The sequence below is a fragment of the Gammaproteobacteria bacterium genome, from assembly GCA_016199745.1.
In the GTDB taxonomy this organism is placed as follows: domain Bacteria; phylum Pseudomonadota; class Gammaproteobacteria; order Acidiferrobacterales; family Sulfurifustaceae; genus JACQFZ01.
Genome location: JACQFZ010000048.1, coordinates 171717 through 197010, shown reverse-complemented (window position 1 = coordinate 197010; position 25294 = coordinate 171717). Strand labels below are relative to the sequence as shown.

23 protein-coding genes are annotated in these 25294 nt (G+C 56.0%); 19 read left to right on the top strand and 4 right to left on the bottom strand.

Going from position 1 to position 25294, the window contains the following annotated elements; translation table 11 throughout:
- Positions 1-7 precede the first annotated feature (7 nt).
- On the top strand, positions 8-2035 hold the full coding sequence (locus tag HY308_12215) for a hypothetical protein (protein ID MBI3899043.1): 2028 nt from the start codon (positions 8-10) through the stop codon (positions 2033-2035).
- A 22-nt stretch (positions 2036-2057) separates the two neighbouring features.
- Here the strand turns inward: HY308_12215 and kdsB are convergent, their stop codons facing one another.
- Positions 2058-2840, bottom strand: coding sequence for a 3-deoxy-manno-octulosonate cytidylyltransferase (gene kdsB, locus HY308_12210; protein MBI3899042.1), 783 nt, complete (start codon positions 2838-2840; stop codon positions 2058-2060).
- Complete coding sequence (locus tag HY308_12205; GenBank protein ID MBI3899041.1) at positions 2837-3634, bottom strand: 2,4-dihydroxyhept-2-ene-1,7-dioic acid aldolase; 798 nt, start codon at positions 3632-3634, stop codon at positions 2837-2839. Before HY308_12205 ends, kdsB begins: the two co-directional genes overlap by 4 nt.
- A gap of 194 nt (positions 3635-3828) precedes the next feature.
- Between HY308_12205 and HY308_12200 the strand changes: the two genes are divergently transcribed.
- The 14 genes from HY308_12200 (at position 3829) to HY308_12135 (ending at position 18626) form a co-directional block, all read left to right on the top strand.
- Complete coding sequence (locus HY308_12200; GenBank protein MBI3899040.1) at positions 3829-4767, top strand: phosphoglycerate dehydrogenase; 939 nt, start codon at positions 3829-3831, stop codon at positions 4765-4767.
- Between the two features lie 12 nt (positions 4768-4779).
- On the top strand, positions 4780-5709 hold the full coding sequence (locus HY308_12195) for an NAD(P)-dependent oxidoreductase (GenBank protein ID MBI3899039.1): 930 nt from the start codon (positions 4780-4782) through the stop codon (positions 5707-5709).
- Positions 5706-6380 (top strand): HAD family hydrolase, encoded by a 675-nt coding sequence (locus HY308_12190; GenBank protein MBI3899038.1) that lies wholly within the window; start codon positions 5706-5708, stop codon positions 6378-6380. Before HY308_12195 ends, HY308_12190 begins: the two co-directional genes overlap by 4 nt.
- Positions 6381-6437: 57 nt before the next feature.
- A complete protein-coding gene (locus tag HY308_12185; protein MBI3899037.1) occupies positions 6438-7697 on the top strand; it encodes an MBL fold metallo-hydrolase in 1260 nt (419 codons plus the stop codon).
- Between the two features lie 28 nt (positions 7698-7725).
- On the top strand, positions 7726-8721 hold the full coding sequence (locus tag HY308_12180; GenBank protein MBI3899036.1) for a glycosyltransferase family 2 protein: 996 nt from the start codon (positions 7726-7728) through the stop codon (positions 8719-8721).
- 33 nt (positions 8722-8754) lie between these two features.
- Complete coding sequence (locus tag HY308_12175; GenBank protein MBI3899035.1) at positions 8755-9927, top strand: glycosyltransferase family 4 protein; 1173 nt, start codon at positions 8755-8757, stop codon at positions 9925-9927.
- A gap of 37 nt (positions 9928-9964) precedes the next feature.
- Positions 9965-10960 carry an NAD-dependent epimerase/dehydratase family protein gene (locus tag HY308_12170; protein ID MBI3899034.1) on the top strand — a complete coding sequence of 332 codons (996 nt, stop codon included), beginning with the start codon at positions 9965-9967 and terminating at the stop codon, positions 10958-10960.
- Between the two features lie 60 nt (positions 10961-11020).
- Entirely contained in the window at positions 11021-12019 is a 999-nt protein-coding gene (locus HY308_12165; GenBank protein ID MBI3899033.1) for a glycosyltransferase family 4 protein, read from the top strand.
- A gap of 190 nt (positions 12020-12209) precedes the next feature.
- Positions 12210-14099, top strand: coding sequence for a polysaccharide biosynthesis protein (locus HY308_12160; GenBank protein ID MBI3899032.1), 1890 nt, complete (start codon positions 12210-12212; stop codon positions 14097-14099).
- A gap of 9 nt (positions 14100-14108) precedes the next feature.
- Positions 14109-15107, top strand: a complete 999-nt coding sequence (gene galE, locus HY308_12155; GenBank protein MBI3899031.1) for a UDP-glucose 4-epimerase GalE — start codon at positions 14109-14111, stop codon at positions 15105-15107.
- Complete coding sequence (locus tag HY308_12150) at positions 15104-16435, top strand: UDP-glucose/GDP-mannose dehydrogenase family protein (GenBank protein ID MBI3899030.1); 1332 nt, start codon at positions 15104-15106, stop codon at positions 16433-16435. The genes galE and HY308_12150 overlap by 4 nt, the downstream gene beginning before the upstream one ends.
- 1 nt (position 16436) lies before the next feature.
- Positions 16437-17315 (top strand): UTP--glucose-1-phosphate uridylyltransferase GalU, encoded by an 879-nt coding sequence (gene galU / locus HY308_12145; GenBank protein ID MBI3899029.1) that lies wholly within the window; start codon positions 16437-16439, stop codon positions 17313-17315.
- 16 nt (positions 17316-17331) lie between these two features.
- Positions 17332-17880, top strand: a complete 549-nt coding sequence (locus tag HY308_12140) for a hypoxanthine-guanine phosphoribosyltransferase (GenBank protein MBI3899028.1) — start codon at positions 17332-17334, stop codon at positions 17878-17880.
- A complete protein-coding gene (locus HY308_12135; GenBank protein ID MBI3899027.1) occupies positions 17877-18626 on the top strand; it encodes an S-methyl-5'-thioinosine phosphorylase in 750 nt (249 codons plus the stop codon). The genes HY308_12140 and HY308_12135 overlap by 4 nt, the downstream gene beginning before the upstream one ends.
- Positions 18627-18632: 6 nt before the next feature.
- On the opposite strand, the gene HY308_12130 is transcribed toward HY308_12135, so the two are convergent.
- The gene (locus HY308_12130; GenBank protein ID MBI3899026.1) at positions 18633-19193 is read right to left on the bottom strand and encodes a hypothetical protein; all 561 of its coding nucleotides are present in this window, start codon (positions 19191-19193) and stop codon (positions 18633-18635) included.
- Positions 19194-19261: 68 nt separating this feature from the next.
- Here HY308_12130 and HY308_12125 point away from each other — a divergent pair, with 68 nt between their 5' ends.
- Positions 19262-19813: a peptide deformylase gene (locus tag HY308_12125; protein MBI3899025.1), complete on the top strand. Its 552-nt coding sequence runs from the start codon at positions 19262-19264 to the stop codon at positions 19811-19813.
- Here the strand turns inward: HY308_12125 and mfd are convergent.
- On the bottom strand, positions 19797-23240 hold the full coding sequence (gene mfd, locus HY308_12120; GenBank protein ID MBI3899024.1) for a transcription-repair coupling factor: 3444 nt from the start codon (positions 23238-23240) through the stop codon (positions 19797-19799). The genes HY308_12125 and mfd overlap by 17 nt on opposite strands.
- Before the next feature lie 281 nt (positions 23241-23521).
- Here mfd and HY308_12115 point away from each other — a divergent pair, with 281 nt between their 5' ends.
- Genes HY308_12115 through HY308_12105 form a run of 3 tightly spaced genes read left to right on the top strand, consistent with a single transcriptional unit; the run spans position 23522 to position 25247 of the window.
- Positions 23522-24034 (top strand): CarD family transcriptional regulator, encoded by a 513-nt coding sequence (locus tag HY308_12115; protein ID MBI3899023.1) that lies wholly within the window; start codon positions 23522-23524, stop codon positions 24032-24034.
- A gap of 26 nt (positions 24035-24060) precedes the next feature.
- On the top strand, positions 24061-24777 hold the full coding sequence (locus HY308_12110; GenBank protein ID MBI3899022.1) for a 2-C-methyl-D-erythritol 4-phosphate cytidylyltransferase: 717 nt from the start codon (positions 24061-24063) through the stop codon (positions 24775-24777).
- Positions 24774-25247 (top strand): 2-C-methyl-D-erythritol 2,4-cyclodiphosphate synthase, encoded by a 474-nt coding sequence (locus HY308_12105; GenBank protein MBI3899021.1) that lies wholly within the window; start codon positions 24774-24776, stop codon positions 25245-25247. The genes HY308_12110 and HY308_12105 overlap by 4 nt, the downstream gene beginning before the upstream one ends.
- Positions 25248-25294: the final 47 nt, after the last annotated feature.

Here is a 25294-nt window from a genome sequence, read left to right as displayed (position 1 = left end):
TTAACCCGTGCGATTAGTTGTCCTCGATGGATACCGGCGTGAGCTGAAGGACGCCGGCACCGACGACGGTCACATGCGGTTGTTGCCTCTGCGTTATCCTTCGCAAGCATTGATCGACGAGGCCAAGATCCACGGCCGCGATCTCGCACCCGACATGTTTCTGCCGTTTGCGCCGCTGGCGGTAAGAGCGAAGCAAGTTCTAAAAGAGTTCGTGCCGCGCTATTACGCGCAGCTTCCTTTTCGTCGAGGTCCAAGCGGGTATTCGCTCGCCGATTCGGTATTCCCCGGAGATCCGGCCGGTTGGTGGTTGACCGACATGTCGGAAAAGAGCGTCTTTCGCGGCACATTGATTGCTCGGCTCTATTCGTTGGCGTTGGTACGCGCGGCATGTGACGTACACCGACCAGCGGAGGTGTGGATCGCGCTAGCAGATGCGAAACTGGCCAAGGTAATAGCGGATAGTCTAGGCCCGCAGTACAAGGTCAGGATTATCAGCAGGCGTCCATGGTTTAGGAAATTTAAAGGAGCGTTCCAGGGAGCGGCGGATAAAATCACTTATCCATGTCGTGCGGTAGCGTTGGCGTTTGGCACGTTGGCCGAGCTTGTCCTGCTTAAGTTGTTGGTAGGAACAGCCGCTGAGTCGAAGTCGTCGTCTATGTCGAATCGGCAAGTCGCGCTCTTTAGTTTTTTTCCGATTTGGTGGCGCAACGCGTGGGACGCGGAAAATCGGCGTGAAGTGTTTTATCAGGGCTTGCCGCAGGGAATGTCGGCTGCCGGATTTGCTGTGCGCCATGTCGTCTGGCTGCGAGTACGATTGCTGAGCGTGTTCAAGGATCGGGTTAGGATACGAACGCTCGCCAGATCGAATGATTTTTTGTGCTTGCAATCGCTGTGCAGCCTGACCGCCAGCGGCAGATTACTCGGTGCCGCACCGATTTATTGTTGGCGCGCGCTGCACTGGCAGTTGCCGCCGGAAGATCGAGCGTTTGCCGGCTTTACGATCGAGTCGTTGGTCCGCGAGGAATTGCTCAGGACGACGAGCGATCGTGAGCTGTTTCGTAATCTGTTGTTGCGCCACGCCGTCAAAAAATTACCGGATTTCGATCTATTGTTGTTTCGAATCGAGTTCCAACCGTTCGAGCGAGCGCTGCTCCTCGGGTTGGGAACGCGACGCACGACGACGGTCGGCTACCAACATTCTTCCATCGGTGAAGATTATCTTTCGCATGTGTTTGCGCCGGGCGAAATCGGTCGTCGTACCACTGATGCAGTGGCGTCGATGCCGGTACCGGATCATATCGTCACGACCGGTAGTTACGCCGCGCAATTGATGCTCAAAAATGGATTCAGCGCCGACCAGGTGCACATCGTCGGCCCGCTTCGGTATCAGCAGTTACGGTCGCGCTGGCGCGAACGCGGTCAGGCACCTGCGAAAGCAAACGAGGGCGGCAAGTATCCGTTGTTGATACCGGTATCGCTGGATTACAACGAGGCGCTGAGTTTCGCCGCGGTACTGGCTGAAGCGTTGGTTGGATCCGAGCACCGGTTTGTGCTCGAGATCAAGGGTCATCCAACCAATGATCATGGCCCGGAATTCTTGCACCGTTTACAGCAGAAGACGAGCGCCATCAACGGGCAGGTGGTGCCGGCTACCGCTAACCTTTACGACTGCATCGGCCGGGCGCGGGCATTGATAATGACAGGCTCGACAGTAGGGCTAGAGGCGATTGCACTGGGAACGCCGGTAGTGATGTTTGTCAACGACACCATCTTCAGTTTTACCGCGTCATCGCTGAATGCGGTGGGCCCGGCGGTAATAAAGGCGGATGATGTTGTCTCGCTACGACAAGCATTGCGACGGCTGTACGAAGAAGAAACTCCGTTCGCCGAGGCGCGTCCGCACTGGCCGGGCGCTATCGAGGCGATGTTCGACGATCTAGCGCTCGATCCAGAAGAACGCTTTTGCACGATAGTCGGTAGTGTACTGGCTAACGCGAAAAGCGGTGGCATGACCGACCGTCGGCGGAACGACTAGACCGGTTGCGACGCGGCTGATGTCAGCCGGTGCGCTTGTTGGAATAGCTCGGCATCAGCGAATCGGTCCGCATCAACTCGTTGACATAAGCGTGATCTTCCGGCGTGTCGACGCTGACGGTCTGTGCGTTTGTCATGATCATTCGTACTTTTTCGCCGTGTTCGAGGATGCGCATCATGTCGACTGATTCGATCACTTCAAGCGGTGTCGGCGATAGGCTGTTGAAGCGCAGCAAGTAGTCGCGCCGAAACGGGATGATGCAAACCTGTTTCAGCATTGGCACCTTAGTCACGCCTTTTTTACGCGACGGAATCGCTTCGCGCGAAAAATACAGGGCGTCGCCTTTGAGATCGATCACCACTTTGACTTCGTTCGGATCCTCAAAATCCTCGACATTGTCGATGTGTGCCATTAGGTTGACGACATTGATGTTGCGATCGGTGCGGAACGGGGCGATCGCTTCATCGATCATTTCCGGCCGCGTCATTGGCTCGTCGCCTTGGATCATGACGACGATGTCGGTGCGCTTGCCGGTATCGGCTTCGATTTTGAGCATCGCTTCGGCAGTGCGGTCGGTGGCGCGTTCGTGGGTATTGGCGGTCATCACGCACGGTGCGCCGATCGAGCGCGCGTATTGACGGATTTCTTCGTCGCACGTAGCGATGTAGACCTCGTCGAGCGCGCGGCTCATCTTGCAGCGAAAATAGACGTGGCCAATCATCGGTACGCCGTGGATCAACGCCAGTGGCTTGCCGGGAAAGCGGCTGGAGGCCATGCGGGCGGGGATAATACCGATCGTGCTCATGGATGTGTTTCTCCGGATGACTTGGGCGCGGCCGCGCGACATTCGGCGAGACCGTTACGGCAGGCGACGTCGAGCATGCGCGTGTCGAGACTGTAGGCCAAAAAGCGGAAGCCGCGGGCGATGTGTTCGCGTAGCTGGTCGGGGCACGGCTCGACCACGTGCAGGCCGCCCGGTTTGCCCATTGCCAAGCCTTTGCTGCGCACTTGCTCGATGGCGTCGAGCAGGCGCGGGTTGTCGAACTGACCGGGGATGTTCATCGACGCTGATAGGTCGTACGGGCCCATGATGAAACCGTCGACGCCGGGCGTGCTGAGGATCGCTTCGAGGTCTTGTACGGCGGCAATGTGTTCGATTTGGACGATGACGACCGCCTCTTGCTCGAGCCAGGTGCGATAGTCGGCGAAGGCAGTGCCGTAGCCTTGGGCGCGGGCAAGGCCGACGCCGCGGTGTCCGCGCGGCGGATAGTACACGGCAGCGACGGCGCGCTCGGCATCGGCGCGCGAGTTGACCATCGGTACGATTACGCCGTGAGCGCCGGCGTCCATGACGCGCTTGATTTGGTCGACGTCGTTACTGGTCAGGCGCACTAGCGGCGCTACGCGATGCAAGGCAATGACGCGGATGAGTTCTTCGGCCTCGCGGATGGTGATGACGCTGTGTTCCAAATCGACCGCCAGCCAGTCGAAACCAGAGCGGGCCATGATTTCGGCGATAGCCGGATGTGCGAGCGTAATCCACGAACCGATCGTCAAACGGTTTTGCCGCAACTTTAGCTTGAGGGAGTCGTTGTCCATTGATTGCCGGGCGCTGGTTGCAATGCGCGCATCTTAGCAAGCCGAACCACTGCAAGTCTTGCAGTGGGCTGAGGCGGTAGATCGATATATACTCGCCGCGGCGCGTTCCGATCGAGCGCGTTTTGAGTGAACGTCATCTTTGCAGCGAGTCGATAAGGGTGGAAGGCCGCGCAGAATATTTGGGAGACGGTAGCGTGCCAAAGGTTTTAATTTCAACTTCCTCTTTTTCCAATCGGGATACGCAGGCACTGACCGACTTGCGCGCTTCCGGTATTCAAGTCGTTGCGAATCCCCATGGTCGACGGCTGAGCGAAGATGAAATCGCCGAGTTGTTGCGTGACGACGTCGTCGGTCTATTGGCCGGCGTCGAGCCGCTGACACGGCGGGTGTTGCAGGGTGCTAAGAACCTGCGCGTGATTTCGCGTTGTGGCATTGGTCTGGATAACGTCGACCTGACGGCGGCAAAGGAGCTCGGCATCACCGTATTGAACACGCCGGATGCACCGAGCGCTGCGGTGGCGGAATTGACCCTCGGCACAATACTCGCACTGTTGCGCAAGATTCCGGCGGCCGATCAGCAACTTCGCGCCGGTATTTGGAAGCCGCTTATGGGCCGATTGTTGGCAGCGCGCACCGTCGGTATCGTCGGTTACGGCCGGATCGGCCGTCGCGTTGCCAGCCTGCTTAAGCCGTTCGGCTGTCGGTTGCTGGTTACCGACATGATTCCTCAGATTTCCGATCAAACAGTGGAGTGGGTGGACCTCGATACGCTTATCGCCAGTGCCGACGTGATTACCCTACATGTACCTTGCGAGGAAGGTAAGTACCTGATCGACGCCGATCGGATCGCCAAGATGCGATCGGACGCCGTCGTTGTTAACCTTTCGCGCGGCGGTTTAGTGGATGAGGCGGCATTGCTGGCGGCGCTGCAGTCCGGTCGGCTTGCCGGCGCGGCAATCGACACCTTCGAGCGCGAACCGTACGCCGGCCCGCTAGCGGCGTTGCCGCAGGTAGTGTTGACAGCGCACATGGGTTCGTATGCCGAGGAGTGTCGGAATATTATGGAATGTGAAGCAGCGGATAATCTGCTGCGTGGTCTCGTCGCTTGCGGGCTGACGACGCAACCAAACTAGCAGGTGGTGACTATGACAGCCAAGACGGTAGTAGTTTTTGGCGGTAGCGGATTTCTCGGTAGCCACGTGGCCGACGCGCTTTCCGATGCCGGCTATCGCGTGCGCATCTACGATCGGACCGCGTCGCCTTATCTGCGCAAGGACCAAGAGATGCACGTCGGCGATATTATGGATCGTGACGCCGTCGTCCGCGCTGCTCAAGACTGCGCTTATGTATACAACTTCGCCGGTATTGCCGACATTGACGAAGCGCGTGATCGCCCGCTCGACACCGCCAACGCCAATATCATCGGCAATCTGCACGCGCTCGAAGCGGCACGTTTGACCAACGCTAAACGTTTTGTATTTGCCAGCTCGGTGTACGTCTATTCCGAATCCGGTTCGTTCTATCGCGCCAGTAAGCAATCGGCCGAACGATTTGTCGAAGCCTACAACGATCGCTACGGTTTGGCGTTCTCGATTTTGCGTTATGGATCGCTTTACGGGCGTCGTGCCGATCGGCGTAATGGCATTTATCGTTTGCTGAAGCAGGCACTCGAACAGCACACTATCACTTATCATGGTAGCCCTGAGGCGATGCGCGAGTACATTCACGTACGTGATGCCGCCCGTTTGAGCGTGCAGATACTCGCTGACGAATACGCCAATCGCCACTTGGTGCTAACCGGTCAGGAGCGGATGCCGGTCAAGAATTTGATGCAGATGATTTCCGAGATGATCCCGAAAGGCGTGAAGCTGACATTCAGCGGCGAGCATGATGCGGCACACTACGTCATGACACCGTACGCGTTCCATCCGAAGGTCGGTCATAAGCTGGTAGCCAACGACTATGTTGACCTTGGACAGGGACTGCTCGATTGCTTGGCGGAGTTGCACGAGCACAGTAGCGATGCCCATCCCGAGGACGATTGGTTGGTGACCAATCGTTCGACCAAAGTATGAAGGAGTTGCATTGCGACGCCGTCGTATTCGATTTCGACGGTGTTTTGGTGGAATCGGTTGACGTTAAAACGCAAGCATTTGCCGCGCTATATGCGCCTTATGGTTCGCAAATTGTTGATCAAGTGGTGGCTTGGCACCTGGCGCATGGTGGTGTTTCGCGCTACGAGAAGTTCCGGCATTTTCATCAAACCTTTCTGCACAAACCGTTGCCGGCGCACGAAGAAGCGGAGCTGGCGCAACGTTTTTCCGATTTGGTCGAGGATGCGGTGGTAGCGGCGCCTTGGGTTGGCGGCGCACAAGAACTGCTCGAGACATTGCACGTGCGGGTGCCGTTATTCGTCGCATCAGGCACACCGGAAGAAGAGCTGATACGCATTATTGCCCGGCGCAACATGACACGCTTTTTTGCCGGGGTTGCCGGTGCACCGCGGAAGAAGGGCGAGATTATTAGAGGTTTTATCCAAAGCTATGAGATCGCCGCATCGCGTACGCTGATGGTCGGCGATGCGATGACCGACTATAGCGGTGCGATCGACGCTGGCGTTATGTTTGTCGGTATCGCTTGCGGCACTCATGGTTTTCCAAAAGAGGTGCAGGTATTGTCGGATCTTGTTGAGTTGATTCATATGATTATTGCTCCGCAACGGCCGCCGATCGAGATCATGCACTGAGCGGAGCGAGCAGGGTAGTTAAGGAGATGGAAAGGGTCGCTTATCAGGAGGCTTGCAATGATTAAAGTCCGTTATTTCTACTCTGCTTGTGTTGGTCTAGAGACGTCGGATGCGACAATTCTATGCGACCCTTGGTTTACCGAAGGCGTCTATGATGGGAGTTGGTATCACTATCCGCCGTTCGAGCAGGCGCTCGATAAAATTCCGACGTACGACTACGTCTATGTGTCGCATATTCATCCAGACCATTACGATCCGAAATTTCTACGCGATTATTTGCAACGCCATCCAAAATGCAGAGTCATTATCTGTAACTTCAAGGCGAACTTTCTTTCGAAAAAAATGCAGGCCGACGGCATTCCGCACGAAGTCGTATCGGAGTTGAATATCGGCCAGACCCGCGTCTGCTTAGTGCCTTATGAAGCGTCGTCATTTGACGTCGACAGCGCGCTGGCTGTGGTCCACGCTGGTGATTCTGTCGTCAACATGAATGACAATCTATTCGACGCCAATCAAGTTCAAAAGCTACTCTCTTTCATCGGCGGATCGCCGACAATTGCCTTGCTGAGTTATACCGGCGCCGGTCCCTATCCGCAGACGTATTACGACGATCCGGCGACCCTGAGCGAAAAGGCGAGTCAAAAAAAGCAGCAATTCTTCGAGCGTTATAAGCAGATGAACGAGGCGCTCAACGCACGCGTTAATATTCCGTTCGCCGGTAAATACATCCTCGGCGGAAAGCTGCAGACGCTGAATCGTTATCGCGGCGTGGCGGACGCGGTCGAGATGTTGGCGATCGATCCGAAGGCGGTGGTGTTGGCAGACGGCGGTGAGGCGACGATCGATACGCAAACGCTAAAACCGAGTCGCGTCAGGACCGAGCCGTACAGTGCATCTGCCTGCGAAAGTTACGCACGTAGTTTGGCAGACAAGCCGATGGACTATGAGCGCTGGTTCACCGATTTGCCGGTGACGGCGTTGCCGTTCAAGCGTTTGCTGCCAAAGGCATATCAAAGCGCCGCGCGTTTTTCTAACTGTACTCAGGACTATTACTTCTGTATCGATTTGACCGGCGACGGTAAAGAGTGGTTTGTTTGTAATGCTCGCAAGGGCAGCGAGCAGTCGTTCGTTACTAAAGACGTTGCAAATCTGCAGCCGCGCTCGGAGATCTTGATCGATCCGCGCTACCTGTTCGGTTTGTTGACCTGTGTGTTTCATTGGAATAACGCCGAGGTCGGTTCGCAGCATCGTACGCGACGAATTCCAGACGAGTTCAGACGCGAAGCGCAGGATTTTTTGAGCTTCTTCCACGTATAACGATCGCAATTTGGAGTCGATATTCGAGATGGCAACGCCAAGCAGCGCGGTAGAGCGCACCCGGCCGAGTACGCATCGCTCAAACCGACCGACTCAATTGACTGTCAGTGCCGTAATTCCGACCAAAGACCGGCCGCAGGATTTGCACAAGGCGGTCGAGTCGTTGTTGCGGCAAACATTGTTGCCGACCGAGCTTATCGTCGTCGATCAAAGTGGTAGCAACGCTTCGAAGGACATCGTGTTGGGCTTGCCGCAATGGAAAGAGCTCGACGTTGTCGTTAACTATATTCACGATCCTTCCGTTCGTGGCTTAGTGCCGGCGAAAGAAGTGGCATCCCAACGCAGCCAATGCGATGTCGTTTTGTTTCTAGAAGACGATGTGATTCTCGAGCCTGACTTCATCGAGAAAATATTGCTTGGGTTCGATGAAAAGCCGGAGATGATGGGTTCATGCGGCGTGATAGTACAGATGCCAAATTCGAACTGGCGTTATCGGTTCTTATTCCACGTGTTTCATCGCGGTATTTTTCGCGACCCACGTGTCGGCATTTTTGGAATTCCGCAGGCATGGGACCGCAAGTGGATACAGAGCGTCTACTTGAGTGGCGGACTGACGGCGTTTCGACGCGAAGTTTTCGATGAGGTACCGTTCGATACGCAAAACGGGTTCTTCATCATGGAGGATGTAGATTTTTCAACGCGGGCCGCCAAGTGCTACGGCAAAAACAGATTTTTTATCAACACTCAGGCGCGGCTACATCACGTATTCTCGCCGGTGAATCGCGCGAAGGAGCGCGATCGGCAGGCGCATAAAGTCCGCATCTTCATCTGCTTCTATAAAAAGAATAAAAGCCAGCCGTTGGCATTGTTCAATTTATTATGGTTGATGGTCGGGTTGTTCCTGGAAGCAGGCGTCAAATGTGTGCAGTGTCGCAGTATCGGACCGATCCTGGGATTTTTCAAAGGTATCTATCTCGGCATCAAATGGCGGATTCTTCCCGAGAAGCCGTCGACGTTGCAGTGATTTAGGAGATTACCGATCGAGTCCAAAACGCCAATGCGTCGGCGCTTAGCTTTCGTAACGACCAGCCCATTTATCGTGCAATCATTTCTGACCGAGATCTTGCGCGAGTTGGGTGCCAGATACGACATGCGCCTCGTAGTCAATCTCGACGAACCGTATCCGTTGCGAGCTATCGATAATGTACCGATCGTTCATAGCATTCCTATCGAACGTAAAGTCGATCCATTCCGTGACCTGGTTGCGCTGTATCTCCTGTTTCGTCTATTTCGCGCGGAACGCTTTGCCGTGGTTCATACGGTGGCACCAAAGGCGGGGCTGCTCGGCATGGTCGCGGCCTGGCTCGCACGCGTTCCAGTGCGAGTGCATACTTTTCAGGGTGAGGTGTGGGCGACGCGCAAAGGGTTGTGGCGTTCCGTTCTTAAATGGATGGACAAGATTACTGCAGCAGCCGCCACCCATATCCTCGTCATCAGCGATTCCGAGCGTGTATTTCTAGAGAAAGAGCGTGTGTTATCGGCGCGCCGGGCGATAGTGTTGGCCAATGGTTCGATATCGGGTGTCGACACGACGCGATTCCGACCGAATCGAGATGCGCGAGCGGAAATACGGCGTGCGGCTAGTGTCGACGATGGCGAGCTGGTATTTCTTTATACCGGCCGGATTACACGTGACAAAGGTGTGCAGTTCTTGCTTCAGGCTTTTCGGCAATTACGGCAAAAGCGACCGGGCGTTCATCTCTTCGTCGTCGGACCCGATGAGGACACGTTGTTGCCCGGCTTGGCGCAACAGTATAAGGACGATATGCCGTTTGTTCATGCGTACGGTTATACCGATCAACCGGAAAAATATATGGCGGCAGCGGATGTTATTTGCCTGCCGAGCCAACGAGAAGGATTCGGCTTGGTATTAGTTGAAGCGGCAGCAGTCGGTATTCCGTCGGTGGCGTCGCGGATTTACGGAATCGTCGACGCCGTCGAAGACGGTGTTACCGGTTTGTTGCACGGTGCCGACGATGTAGATGCGTTGGCGCGGCATATGCTCACGCTTGCCAATGATGCCGAGTTGCGGCGTAACATGGGGCAGCGCGCCAACGAACGGGCAGTGAAATTATTTTCGCAGGACCGGTTGCTACGCGCTTACGTTGATTATTACGCCGACATTGCCGGCGCAGGGCAGTACGCCAGCGTTCGTCGCGGTGCGGCGTGAGCGAGTTAACCGGCGTTCATTTCGGAGTAGCGCAACGATGCGTGCGCTAGTTACCGGCGCGACAGGGTTTATTGGTCGGCATCTAGTGTCGCAACTGGCGGCATCCGGCTATACCGTCTCCGCATTGGTTCGCCATCGTCAGCGTGCTATCGACGCCCTGCCTAGCGGTGTCCGCCATTGTCTCGGTGATTTAGAACAACCCGATACCTTGCAGAACGTCTGCGTCGGGATCGACACCGTTTTTCATCTCGCCGGTTATGCGCATGCGGTTGACGAAGGCTCGGCGGCGAGCGCCGAGCGCCATCGGCTCGTGACGATCGACGGAACAACAGCGTTGTTGGACCAAGCTCGCAATGCCGGCGTGCAACGATTTATCTTCGTTAGCAGCGTAAAGGCGATGGGTGAGTCGACCCAAGGGTCGGTCGATGAGACCACCGCGCCGCAGCCATCGACGGTGTACGGTCGGGCCAAGCGTGCGGCTGAGCTTGCGGTGCTCGCGGCCGGCAGTTCGGAAATGCACGCCTGCGTATTACGTTTGCCGATGGTATACGGCCCGGAGTTGCGCGGAAATCTGCCGCGCATGATCGCCGCCGTCGACCGTGGTTGGTTTCCGCCGCTACCTGAGCTGGGTAATCGTCGCTCGATGGTTCATGTGAGCGATGTGGTCCAAGCGTTGATGTTGGTCGCGGTCGGCGCCCGATCGAATGGACAGGTATATCTCGTTACCGACGGTGCCGCGTATTCCACGCGTGAACTTTACGACATGATTCGTGCGGCGCTGGGTAAGCCGTATTCCCGCCTTGCCATTCCGCTAAGCGCATTACAATTCATGGCAAAGTTGGGAGACGGAATAGGGCGCCTTCGCCGCAAGCCGTTTGCGTTTGACAGCGCCGCTCTCAATAAGCTAATCGGTACCGCTTGGTATCGTTCCGAAAAAATAGGCAGTGAGCTCGGTTACCAACCCCGTCAAGCATTAACCATGGCGATACCGGAGATGGTGAAGCGGTATCGCGAAACCATTGCCAATCGATAAACAAAAAAAGTGAGCCATACCCTTCTTATTGTTCTTTTGTTTTCAGTCGTGGCGTTTGTGTTGTCCGCCTGGTTGACTCAATGTTTTTGTCGTCCGGAGTCGCGCTGGCGCATTCTGGACCATCCTAACGAGCGTTCGTTGCATACGACACCGACACCGCGCACCGGTGGGATTGCGATGACCGCGGCGTTAGCGATTGTCGGTGTGCTGGTCGCGATTTATCTCGATGGGGAAAAGAGCCGACTCGGATGGTTGGCAGCCGGCGCCATGACAATCGCCATCGTTTCCTACATCGACGATTGCATCAATCTCTCGGCCGCGCTGCGTTTCGGCGTCCATCTTATGGTGGCCGCGGCGATGGTGTTCGGTGGCTTTGTCCTAATCCATTTCGATTTGCCTGGTTTGTCATGGCAATTAAGTGGCACTGTTGCCGCCGTTGTTTCAATATTTTTTATCGTTTGGATGATCAATCTTTACAACTTCATGGACGGGATGGACGGTTTCGCCGGCGGAATGACGCTAATCGGATTTAGCGCGTTGGCGCTGGTCGGCTTTATGGCGGGCGATGAACTGTATTTCGCAGTCAACGCCACCATTGCCGCCGTGGCTGCAGGCTTTTTATTGTTCAATTTTCCACCTGCGCGAATCTTTATGGGTGATGTGGGTTCGTCGACATTTGGGTTGTTGGCTGCCGGGATATCGTTATGGGGCGTCGGCGAGGGAATGTTTCCGTTCTGGGCAGCGCTATTGTTGTTCTCGCCATTCGTTGTCGATGCCAGCGTGACTCTCTGCCGCCGGCTATTCCGGGGCGAAAAAGTATGGCAGGCGCACAGAACCCACTATTACCAGCGCCTGGTGCAGTTGGGTTGGGGACATCGCCGAACGGTGTTATCCGAATATGTTTTGATGCTGGGTTGTGCCGGGTCTATGCTTTGGGTCTTGTCGGCCGCCATTGTCGTCCAATGGGGCGTAATAGCGGCGTGGATATTGGGTTATGTCGTTTTCGCCGGCGGGGTGAAGCGGATGGAAGCGACCAGACTGGCCAATAACAGCCGTTAATCGCCACTTGGCGCCTACTAACCTGTAAGAGGGGAGCTCTTTAATATAGACGCCCTGTCTAGCTGCCGTTTATCATTGAAAAAGTGGTAGCAACAACGCTTTCCCTTACTAGACTTAAACTTAGAACGATGCCCCACAAAAGATTACGCGCGGACAGGATGTGCGACACCACTAAGGAATCGCCGAGGGCATGAAAAATCTTAATTGGATAAGAAGTAGATCTGCCGCATTTCTCCATGATCTTTTAGTTATCCCTGTCGCTTGGTTCGGGGCATATTGGCTCCGGTTCAATTTGGAGCTGATTCCCAACAACTACCTGCGCCCAGCGTTAGGAATTCTGCCGTTCGTCGTCATTATCCAGGGATCATTGTTCTGGCACTTCGGGTTATATCGCGGCATCTGGCGGTTCGCTTCAATGCCCGATCTTATCCGGTTAATGAAATCGGTGATCGTTGGTACCGGCATCGCCGCGGTCGCGATCTTTCTATTCACTCGAATGGAAGGAATTCCCCGCTCGGTACTGCCGATCTACAGCTTATTACTATTGATGTTGGCCGGCGGTCCGAGGTTTGCTTACCGCTGGATCAAAGATCACAAGCTTTATCGACAGGAAGGCAAGAAAGCGCTGGTGGTAGGTGCCGGTAAATCCGGCGAGATGTTGGTGCGCGACTTATTGCGTGATTCCAATCGTGAGTTCGAGCCGTCTGGTTTTGTGGATGACAATTCGAAGAAACAGGGGCTGGAAATCCACGGTATTCGTGTGTTGGGGACTACCGATGATATTCCCGAGTTAGCGCCCAACGTCGACATTATCTTGATCGCCGTTCCATCGGCACGATCGACGGAAATGCGGCGTATTGTCGGATTATGTGAAAAAACCGGTGTGCCGTTCCGGACGTTGCCCCGGTTGGAAGATTTTGTAACCGGCAAGGCGAGTGTGAATGCCCTGCGGCAGGTAAAGATCGACGATTTGCTCGGTCGTGAGGCGGTAACGCTAGAGTGGGAAGCCATTCGTCAAAGTAGTTGCGGACGTTGCGTCCTGGTGTCGGGCGGCGGTGGTTCTATCGGCTCGGAGTTATGCCGGCAGATTGCTCGACTTGCGCCGTCGTCGCTGGTGATCTTAGAACGCAGTGAATTCAATCTTTATACGATCGATCTCGAGCTGCGCCGCCGCTTCCCGCACCTGTCGTTAGTTTCTGTGTTAGGCGACGTCGGTGATGAGCAGTTGGTTGAGCAAGTTTTAAAGACGTATGCGCCGGATATTATTTTTCACGCTGCTGCCTATAAGCACGTGCCCTTGCTTGAAGGTCAGGCGCGAACCGCCATTCGTAATAATGTCTTGGGCACGCGCAACATCGCCCGTTTGGCGGGTAAATATAATTGTAAATCGTTCGTGTTAATTTCCACCGATAAAGCGGTAAACCCCAGTAACGTCATGGGTGCGACCAAGCACGTGGCGGAGGTTTATTGCCAAAGCTTGAATGAACATTCCCGCACACAGTTCATTACCGTGCGATTCGGCAATGTATTAGGATCCGCCGGCAGTGTGATTCCGTTATTTCAGAAGCAGATTGCCGAGGGCGGGCCGGTCACTGTCACCGATCAGAACGTCACTCGTTATTTCATGACTATTCCTGAAGCCGCGCAGTTAATTCTTCAGGCGAGTAGCGTGGGTCACGGTGGGGAAATTTTTGTGCTCGATATGGGCGAGCCGGTAAATATAAAATACCTCGCCGAGCAACTGATCCTATTGTCCGGGAAGAGACCGGGTGAAGATATCGAAGTGATTTACACTGGCTTGCGTCCCGGCGAGAAACCCTACGAGGAATTATTTTACGATTGCGAAGAATTGATGGAAACGCCACACCCAAAAACATTGCTCGCACGCAGCCGTAAACTCGATTTACGTATGGTCGAGCGAGAAATAGAAACGATGGCGCAGGCTTGTCAGGCGACGAATAATGAAGTCGAGTTGCGCAAGCTGTTGATGAGTTTTGTTGCCATATCCGCCCAAACAACGACAACGAAGACCAGCACCGAGAAAAAATTATCTTTGGTTCGCGGGCTTCCAAAAAAATAGTATTCCCTCATGAGAGTTCTCGTCACAGGCGGGGCCGGTTACATCGGTTCCCATATGGTCAAGATGTTGCTTGCGCGCGGCACCGATGTTGTCACGTTCGACAATTTATCGGGCGGTTATCGCGACGCTGTTGTCGGTGGTGAATTCATCGAGGGCGATATCAACGAGCCGGCGGATTTAACGCGAGCGTTCGCCACAGCCCGCGTCGACACCGTTATGCATTTCGCATCGTTGATTCAGGTCGGCGAATCGGTGCAGCATCCCGATAAGTACTATCGAACGAATTTGATCGGCACCGCAAACGTGCTGAACGCTATGCGGGCGGCGGGGGTCAATCGGTTTATTTTTTCGTCGACCGCGGCAGTGTTCGGCGAACCGAATTATGTCCCGATCGACGAGGCGCATCCGAAGTCGCCGATCAATCCCTATGGTTTTTCCAAATGGGTGATTGAACGGATGCTGGCCGACTACGAGAAGGCTTACGGATTGCGCTCGGTGAGTCTACGTTACTTCAACGCCGCCGGGGCCGACCCTGATGGAATCCTGGGTGAGCGGCATGAGCCGGAAACGCATTTGATTCCACTGGTGCTGCAAGCGATATCCGGACGTCGGTCATCGGTTACCATTTTCGGCACTGACTATCCAACGGCGGACGGCACTTGCATCCGTGACTATATCCATATCGTCGATCTCTGCGAGGCGCACTGGCGCGCACTTGAATACTTGCAGAGCCACGATCGCAGCGCTGCCTACAACTTGGGCAACGGCAAAGGATTCTCTATCAAAGAGATCATCGCTGTGGCTGAGCGAGTAACTGGAAAAAAAGTACCGTTTACCGTCGGTCCACGTCGTTCCGGCGACCCGGCGGTTTTAATCGCCGATTCCAAAAGGGCGGTCGAGGAGCTCGGTTGGCAGCCGAAATATGGCGATCTCGAAACCATCGTCCGTCATGCCTGGGCGTGGGAGCAAAAAATGGCGCACAAAAAATTTAGCGAGGTCAAGTCGTGAAGCTCACAGTCGTTGGTACGGGTTACGTCGGTTTAGTAACCGGAGCGTGTTTGGCCGAGATGGGTAACAACGTTACCTGTGTCGATGTCGACGAGCGCAAAATTGAGCAGTTACGTAGTGGTGTATTACCGATTTATGAGCCGGGGCTCGATGCTATCGTCGCTGGCAACTACAAAGAGGGTCGGTTGCAATTTGCAACCTCGCTCGCAGATCCGATCAGTCGTTCGCAGGTTTATTTTGTCGCTGTCGGTACGCCGCCCGGTGAAGATGGATCGGCCGATTTGCAGTATGTGTTAGCGGTTGCCAAGGAAATAGGGCGGCAGATAACCGATTATTGCGTCGTCGTCGATAAGTCGACGGTGCCGGTCGGTACTGCCGACAAAGTGCGCAGCGTTATCGATATCGAGCTCAAGAAGCGCGGTCTAGATATTTCGTTCGATGTCGTCAGCAATCCGGAGTTTTTGAAGGAAGGCGACGCGGTGCAGGATTTCATGCGGCCCGATCGCATCATCATCGGTTCGGACAGCGAGCGTGCCCGCGAAATCTTACGGGAGGTTTACGCCCCGTTCATGCGCACGCGTGAGCGTGTCATCTTTATGGGCATACGCGATGCCGAGATGACGAAGTACGCCGCCAACGCCATGTTGGCGACCAAGATTTCGTTCATGAATGAAATCGCCGCTTTATGCGATCGATTGCAGGTCGACGTGGAAAACGTGCGCGTCGGCATCGGTTCGGATTCGCGCATCGGCTATTCGTTTATTTATCCCGGCGCCGGCTACGGTGGTTCGTGCTTTCCGAAGGACGTGCGCGCGTTAGTCCATATGGCGAAGGCCGCCGATTTTGAACCGAAGGTATTGCAGGCCGTAGAGGCGCGCAATCAGACACAGCAGCGCATCTTGTTCGAAAAGATCACGCGGCACTTCGGCGCCGATATCGGCAAACGCAGTTTCGGTCTTTGGGGCCTGGCCTTTAAACCCGGAACCGACGATATGCGTGAAGCACCCGCGGTTGTGTTATTGAGTCAGTTGATAAAGGCGGGCGCCAAGATCAAGGCATACGATCCGGCGGCGATGGAAGTGGCGCGTCGGACGTTGCCGCGCGCTTGGTTCGAGTCCGGGCAACTGCAGTTGGTTAATCATCAATACGATGTCGTTACCGGTGCCGATGCGCTCGTATTGGTCACTGAATGGAAACCGTTTCGACATCCGGATTTTGCACGTATAAAAGGCACGATGAAGGCGCCGGTCATTTTCGACGGGCGCAATCAGTATGACGCGTCCGCCCTGCGTGAAGCTGGATTTACCTACTACGGCATAGGACGTTGAAATGGAATCGGCTAAGCAAGTGATGAAGGCGGTTTTTCCGGTAGCCGGTTTGGGTACGCGATTCTTACCGGCCACCAAGGCGAGCCCGAAAGAAATATTACCGATTGTCGACAAGCCGATCATTCAGTATGCCGCTGAGGAAGCGATCGCCGCCGGTATCAATCAGCTGATCTTCGTAACCGGTAAGCATAAACGCGCGATCGAGGATCACTTCGACAAGGCGTATGAGCTTGAAACCGAGCTCGCCGCTAAGGGCAAAAATCAGTTGCTCGACAGCGTGCGTAATGTTTTGCCCGATAACGCATCGTGTATTTATACCCGTCAACCGGAAGCGCTTGGTCTGGGACACGCGATTCTGTGCGCATGGCCGGCCGTGGGTGACGAGCCGTTCGCCGTCATTTTGGCCGACGACCTTATTCGGGCGACGCCGAGCGTGCTCGAACAAATGGTCGCGGTGTATCGACGTCATCGTTGTTCGGTAATCGGCGTGCAGCGGGTCGCACGTGAGGACACGAGCAGTTATGGTATCGTCGACGCCAAGCCGACCGGTGAGCGGCTGTATCGGGTCAGCGCGATTGTCGAGAAGCCGAAGCCCGAAGTGGCACCGTCTAACCTCGCGGTCGTCGGTCGTTACATACTGACGCCGCGAATCTTCGAACTATTGCGCGGTGTGGCTGCCGGTGCCGGTGGCGAAATACAATTGACCGATGGTATCGCCGCATTGCTGGCCGAGGAGCCGGTGCTCGCTTATGAGTTTGACGGCAAGCGTTACGATTGCGGCAGTAAGCTCGGTTACTTGCAAGCGACCGTTGAATACGCGCTCGATCACCCGGACCTGAATTCGAATTTCAGGGATTATCTAAAGAAGCTGAAGCTCTAAACTCCCGTTGAAGACGATTACACCGCAACAAGCTTGGGAAGTCTTTCAAAATGCCGATTGCCTTTATCCGGCGGAGACCGTCGAAACAGCCATCGACCGAATGGCGCGCGAAATCACGCAGCGCCTAGCAGCGGCGAATCCGCTGTTGGTTTGTATCATGACCGGCGGTGTCGTGTTGTTCGGCAAGTTGTTGCCGCGCCTGCAGTTTCCGTTCGAGATCGATTATGTCCATGCCACGCGTTATGGACGCCAGCTTCAAGGCGGTCAGTTGCATTGGCATGTCGGCCCATCGGAGAGCCCAGCAGGGCGAGTAGTGGTGTTGGTCGACGATATCTTAGATGAAGGAATGACCTTGGCCGGCATCGAGGCGCGTTACCGTGCTGAAGGTGCGAGCGCCGTGCTCAAAGCGGCGTTAGTGGTAAAGCACCGACCGCGTGCCGTCGATATCTCGGCAGACTTCATCGGCCTCGAGGTGCCGGACCGCTATGTGTTCGGTTATGGCATGGACTACAAAGGTTACTTACGTAATGCCCCGGGCATTTATGCAGAGGCGGAAGCACGATGACGCGTGTAGCGATTATTGGCGGCAGCGGTCTGACCAATTTGAAGAATCTGGAGATCAAGCACCGCGAGGTCGTCCGCACGCCGTATGGCGAGCCGTCGGCGCCGATGGTGTTTGGCCAGCTTAGCGGGAACGAAGTCGTTTTTTTGCCGCGGCACGGACCGAGCCATACCATTCCGCCGCATCAGATCAACTATCGCGCCAATATTTGGGCGCTCAAGCAAACCGGTATTCGTCATGTCATCGCGGTAGCGGCGGTCGGTGGAATCACCGATCACCTCGCGTCGGGCGCTCTCGTCGTTCCAGATCAGATCATCGACTACACCTACAGCCGCGCGCATACCTTCTTCGACGGCGAGAACAAGAAGGTGACGCATGTCGATTTCACCTATCCGTATTCGCTCGAGCTGCGGGCAGTATTGATCGATGCTGCACGTCGTGCCGGTATCAGCGCCGCCGAACGCGGAACCTATGCCGCCACGCAAGGACCGCGCTTCGAATCCGCCGGAGAAATACGGCGGCTGGAACGTGACGGTGCCGACATCGTCGGTATGACTGGCATGCCGGAAGCGGGGCTGGCGCGTGAGCTCGATCTCGAATACGCCGCCATCGCGGTGGTCGCGAACCGCGCCGCCGGTAAAGAAGCGTCGACGATCAGTCTGAAAGATATCGAAGAAAACCTGGAAAAGGGAATGGCGAAGGTGCGCACCTGGTTGGAATACGCCATTCCGTTGGTGGTAACGACTTAAAAAGAATTAACCCGGTGAAGCAGGCGAGATCCGCACCAGCGCGCCGAATTTCGGGTGGTCGAAGAAGTGCAGCTCTTGGCTTTTAATGCGTCGTTCTTCGTTGATCTGATAAACCGGTGCAGTGTCTAGGTTGGCCGTTTGCGGTTTGAATGCGAGATTGAGCTCGACATGCAGGAACCGGCTCAAATAGAACTTCAGCGCCCCATCAAGCGTCTTATCTTCCGTCGCTAATAACACCGGAGTTGCATTCGTTTTGGCATCGGCGTTCTGTAGCCAACGTCGATGCAGTAAAACGTGAAACCTTCCATCGTTCTGCAACGCGTTAATTGCCGACGATAGTGTAGATGCTGCTGGTGTTTCACCCGCCTTAGTCGCCGTTGCCGTATCGATAGTCGCCGCGGCATCGCGCGTCCAGAGCTCGGATCCTTCCATATCGGGAAGACGCGTTTCGAACACGACTACCTCGATTTCGTACATCGATGTAGTCGTGGTTGTCGTCGTTGTTGCCGCGAATACCGGCATAACGCTCAGCCACGTTAACAGAACGATTGCTATCCGGCTCGCCATCAGTATTTCCCGTCGTTTTGGTTCGCTATAGTATCCCGTAACTTTACGTCTATTTCGAGAACCGATCGATGGCGGTCAGAGAAGTTTTGCGAATGGGTGAGCCGCTGCTCTATCAAAAGGCAGCGCCGGTCGCGACGTTCGACACGCCTGAGCTCGATCGCTTGATCGAGGACATGTTTGACACGATGGCGGCTTACAACGGTGCCGGTCTGGCGGCGCCGCAGATCGGTGTATCGCTACGCGTGGTGATCTTCAGCGTTCAGTCCAATCCGCGTTATCCCGATGTCGAGCCGGTGCCAACGACGGTGTTGATCAATCCGGTACTGCAACCCATCGGCATCGAAATGCAGGATGGTTGGGAAGGGTGTCTTAGCGTGCCGGGGATGCGTGGCTTGGTCGCACGGCACCTGCAGTTGCGCTATACCGGTTACGATCAGCGCGGTACGCCGATCGATCGCACCGTGTCCGGCTTCCATGCGCGTGTCGTGCAGCACGAATGTGATCACATCGACGGTGTCCTTTATCCAATGCGGCTTAAGGATCTACGTCAGTTTGGATTTGAAGACGTGCTATTTCCGGAACGGAAGAAAGCCGGCGAGCGCGTTAGCGCCGCGGACTAATCGCCGTCTGCGGTTTGGGCACTGGCGGTTGTTCAATCGCCGGCTCGAGTGCGGTCAGCAACGTCGTCAACGACTGAACGCGCTTTTCGGTAGTTGGGAAGTCGCCCAAAATGCGCAGCCGGTTCGGCCCATCCAACCGGTATAACCGCGGCGAAGAATGTAACAACCGCATCACCACGCCCGGATCGATCGGCGGTTTCTCGACGAACTCCACGCGTATCCCTTTGGCGCCGGCATCGATCTTGCGGATTCCCAACCGCTCGCCACGGATCTTGAGCTCGGCCGCTTTGAACAGCAGCAGGCTCGGCTCCGGCAACCGACCAAAACGATCGACAATCTCCTCGCGTAATGTCCATAGGCCTTCGGCGCTGTCGGCGCTGGAAATGCGTTTGTACAGCACCAGGCGCATGTGCACGTCCGGCAGGTAGTCATCCGGCAGTAACGCCGGCGCGTGCAGATTGATGTCGGTGCCACGCGGTGCGGTTTCCGTCGGCATCGGTTGACCGCTCTTGATCGACTGAACCGCGCGCTCGAGCAGTTCCGAGTAAAGCGCGAAGCCGACTTCATCGATCTCGCCGCTTTGCGATTCACCCAGTAGATCGCCGGCGCCGCGGATCTCGAGGTCGTGCGAGGCGAGCGCGAAGCCGACTCCCAATTGTTCCAGCGATTCGATCGCCTCGAGCCGTTTTTGCGCATCGGCGGTGATTGCACTGCGACCGGGGATCAGCAAGTAGGCATACGCGCGATGGTTCGAGCGACCGACGCGGCCGCGCAATTGGTGCAGTTGCGCCAGCCCGAATTTGTCGGCGCGTTCGATGATCATGGTGTTCGCCGTCGGCACGTCGATGCCCGATTCGATGATCGTTGAGCAAAGCAAAATATTGAACCGATGATGATAGAAATCGAGCATTACCTGCTCGAGCTCGCGCTCCGGCATTTGTCCATGGGCGATGCCGATGGTTGCTTCCGGTACGATTTCCTTGAGCTCATGCGCGGCGCGTTCGATCGTGCGGACCTCGTTGTGCAGAAAGTACACCTGTCCACCGCGGCGTATTTCACGCAGGCAGGCTTCGCGAATCAGATCGCTGTTGCGTTCCGCCACCAGCGTTTTGATCGCCATCCGGCCTTCCGGTGCTGTGCCGATGATGGAGACATCGCGCAGTCCGGCGAGCGCCATATTGAGTGTGCGCGGAATGGGTGTCGCCGTCAGCGTGAGGATGTCGACCTCCGCGCGTAAGCGTTTCAGCTTTTCCTTTTGCCGGACACCGAAGCGATGTTCCTCGTCGAGAATCAATAGGCCTAAGTCCTTGAAACGCACATCGTCTTGCAACAGCCGATGGGTACCGATAACCATATCGACCTTGCCATCGGCAACTAACTTCAACGCTTCGGTTTGTTCAGTTTTGCTGCGAAAACGCGACAGCAACTCGATGCGATACGGCATGCCGGCGAACCGGTCTTTGAAGTTCTGGTAATGCTGTTGCGCCAGCAGGGTGGTCGGTACCAGAATCGCGACCTGACGTTGCCCGTGCAGTGCCAGGAATGCCGCGCGCATCGCTACCTCGGTCTTGCCGAAGCCGACATCGCCGCAGACCAATCGATCCATCGGCTTCTCGGTTTCCATGTCGCGCAGGACTTCTTCGATCGCTCGTTCCTGATCGGGCGTTTCTTCGAACGGAAACGCTTCGATAAAAGCGTTGTACGAAGCGTCGCGCGCTGGGAATGCGTGCCCCTGACGAGAGGCGCGCATGGCGTGAATCTCGAGCAATTCGGCGGCGGCGTCATACGCCTTTTGCATTGCCCGCCGCTTGGCTTTCTCCCACGCATCACCGCCGAGCTTGTGTAACGGCGCGTGCTCCGGATCGGTGCCGGTGTAACGGCTGATCAGGTACAGCGACAGAATAGGGATATAAAGCTTGTCGCCGCCGGCGTACTCCAGGCACAAAAATTCCGTCGGCCCGTCGCCGACGTCGAGGCTCAGTAGGCCGCGATAACGGCCGACGCCATGTTCTTCGTGTACGACGGCGTCGTCGATCTTAAGCTCCGCCAGGCTGCGGATAACTGCCGACGGATCGCGCTCGCGGCCGCCACGTTGACGTCGCCGCCGTTGTACGGCGCGCTCGCCGTAGAGCTGGGCTTCAGTGATGACAGCAATCGCCGGCGCGTCGAGTGCTAAGCCGCGCTCTAGGCTCGCCGTTGTCAGTCCAAGCTGGATCGAGCTCTGTAAAAAATCGTTCCAGTCATTAATGTCAGTGGGCGTGTAGCCATGCTCGCTGACTAGCGCGCGTAGTGTTTCGTGGCGGCCGACAGTCTCGGCGACCAGCAATATGCGTCCTTCGTAACTGCGCAGATAATCGAACAGCGCATGATGCGGAACATCCGCCCTGTGCTCGGTCGGTAAGTTGGCCGGCGCCGGCGTGGCGTAGTCCACTAAGCGGGTATCGGTTGTCGTCGTTGGACTGAAGTCGAGCAGCTGAATGCGACGGCGCTGCGCTACCATGTCGGTTAGTGTTGCTACATCGAGAAACAACTCGTCCGGTTTCAATAGCGGACGTTCGAGATCATGGCCGAGTTGCTCGTGGCGCGCGCGTACGTCGCGTAAGAAGTCAGCCGCTGCTTGATCGACACCGTCTTCGAGCACGCACAATGCATTTGACGGCAAGTAGTCGAATAGCGTCGCCGTCGATTCAAAGAACAACGGCAGGAAAAATTCAATGCCCGGCGGCGAGTGCCCTTTGCTGACATCGCGGTATAGCGGCACTTTCTGCGGATCGCCTTCAAAGCGTGCCCGAAATTTTTGACGGAACTGCTGAATGGTATTTTCCGTCAGCGGACACTCTCGCGCTGGCAGCAGTTGTATGCGTGGCAGCGACTGGCCCGACCGTTGTGTCTCCGGATCGAATTCGCGGATGGTTTCGACGGTGTCGCCGAAGAGGTCGATGCGATACGGATGCGGCATGCCGACCGGATAAAGATCGATCAATCCGCCACGCACGGCGTATTCGCCCGGTTCCATGACTTGCGACACACCGTTATAACCCGCTTGGGTGAGTTGTAACCGCAGTCTCTCAATATCCAGCCGGCTACCGACGTCGATCAGAAAGCTGTGCGCCGCCACGTAGTCACGCGGCGGTAAGCGATAGAGCAGCGTCGACGCCGCCACCAGCACGACGCCGCGCGTCAGATTCGGCAGGCGATAGAGCGTTTCGAGACGCTCGGCGATCAGTCCTTGGTGCGGTGAAAAGATGTCGTACGGCAAGCATTCCCAATCGGGGAATAGCCGTACCGGAATGGAGTCATCGGGTGAGTAGAAGTGAATCTCATCCGCGAGTTGATAGGCGGCTTGAACAGTGTGGGTTATGACTAGCAGCGGGCCATCATGGCGAGCGGCAGCGGTGGTAATGGCTAAACCGCGAGCACTCCCCAACAGTCGACACCATTCGAGCGGAGTCTCTAAATTCTCCGGGATTACGGGGTTTAACGGCGATGGGGAGCGGCGGTTGCCGGAAGTAAGGGATATAGAAGCCATTTGTGAGTCTAACGTCATACTAAAGCGCGCGATTGTACTCTAGGAAGACACCAGACAACGTAGGAGCAAAACACTTGTCAAGGTGGGGACTTAGGGGGATAATTTCAACGAATATAAGAAAAATTACCAGTAAGTTACCAAGGGGTTGCGACAAATAATTAGCAAAGGAAGGTGGCTTAATGGCAAAGCGTCCGCGTTTTAAAGTCGGCGAAACAATTTTCTATCCCTCCGCGGGGGTCGGCACCATTCAGGCGATCGAAGAGCTGTATGTTGCCGGCGACTTCAAGCCTTGCTTAGTGATTCACATCGCCGAGACCCGCATGACCGTCAAAGTGCCACAGGATAATGTGGAGAAATGCGGCATCCGCCCGCTGTTGACGAATCGCAAACTCAAAGAGCTTTTCAAAGTGCTGTCGGCCAAAGGCCGGCAGCGTGTCACTGGCGGCAACTGGACCGAGCGCTGCAAGGAAATCGAACGCAAGATTAACTCTGGCTCATGTCTCGAGCTCGGTGAGGTCGTGCGCGATCTAATGCGCTGGAAGAAGCAGTCGGGCCTTTCCTTCGAAGAGTCGATGTTGCTCGAGACCGCTAGCGGTTATCTCGCGCGCGAGATTGCCGCCGTGCAGGGCATCGAAACCGCCGTTGCGTTCGACCGCATCCGCGATTGCATCGGTGTTGAGACCGAGGCCTAACGGCCGTTACTGAGGTTTAGTCGTTCGTGACCGCGGAGGCAGGTATTTGGGCGCTCGTCCCCGCGGCGGGCTCTGGGACGCGAATGCAGGCTGGCATGCCCAAGCAATATTTGCCGCTGCGCGGTCGTCCGATTCTTCTTCATACGCTTGAGCGTCTCTGCAGTTTCCCGCGTTTACGCGGCGTGTTGGTGGGTCTCGCCGCTGCCGATTCTCATTGGCGATCACTCGACGTTACTCCTCTTTCTAAATTAGCGGGTACGTTCGACGGCGGCAGTTCGCGTGCGCAGACGGTGCTGAACGGATTGCAGGCGCTGGCAACCCGCGCGGGTGATGACGATTGGATCATGGTGCACGATGCGGTTCGCCCATGCGTGCGGCACAGCGATCTCGCCAAACTTGTCGCGGCGACCGCGAATCATGCCGATGGCGCGCTGTTGGCGTTACCGCTTATCGATACGCTGAAGCGTACCGATGCCACCGGCGGAATAACCGGCACAATCCCCAGGACCGCGCTATGGCGGGCGCTGACGCCGCAGATGTTTCGTGTCGGTCAATTGCGACAAGCGTTGTCGGCGGCGCTGATGCGCGGCGAAGAAATCACCGATGAATCGGCGGCGATTGAATGTGCCGGCGGGCGGCCGTTGGTCGTCGAAGGCCGTCCCGATAACATCAAAATTACGCTCCCTGCCGATTTAGCGCTTGCCGAGCTTTATCTGAAACAACAACTCGAGGAAGGTGCATGATTCGCGTCGGTCAGGGTTATGACGTGCATCCATTAGTCGCAGGTCGCGATCTGGTTCTTGGCGGCGTGAAAATTCCGCATTCTAAGGGGCTGCAAGGACATTCCGACGCCGACGCGTTGATCCATGCCGTTTGCGACGCTTGCCTCGGCGCTGCCGGATTGGGCGATATCGGCCAACATTTTCCCGATACCGACAACAGCTACAAAAACATCGATAGCCGCGTATTGCTCCGGCGCGTACGTGCCGCACTTCAGGACGGGGATTGGGAAGTCGTTAACGTCGATGCCACCGTGATCGCGCAGGCGCCGAAGTTGGCGCCTTATCGGACGGCGATGGCGACCAATATTGCCGAGGATCTTGGGATAGCGAAGAGTTGCGTCAACATCAAAGCGACGACGACTGAACGCCTAGGTTTCGAGGGCCGGGAAGAGGGAATTGCTGCTCAGGCGGTAGTGTTGATACAGAAGTAGTGGTTGGATTAAACCCGATCCTCTCCCCCGAAGGGGAGAGGAGGGTC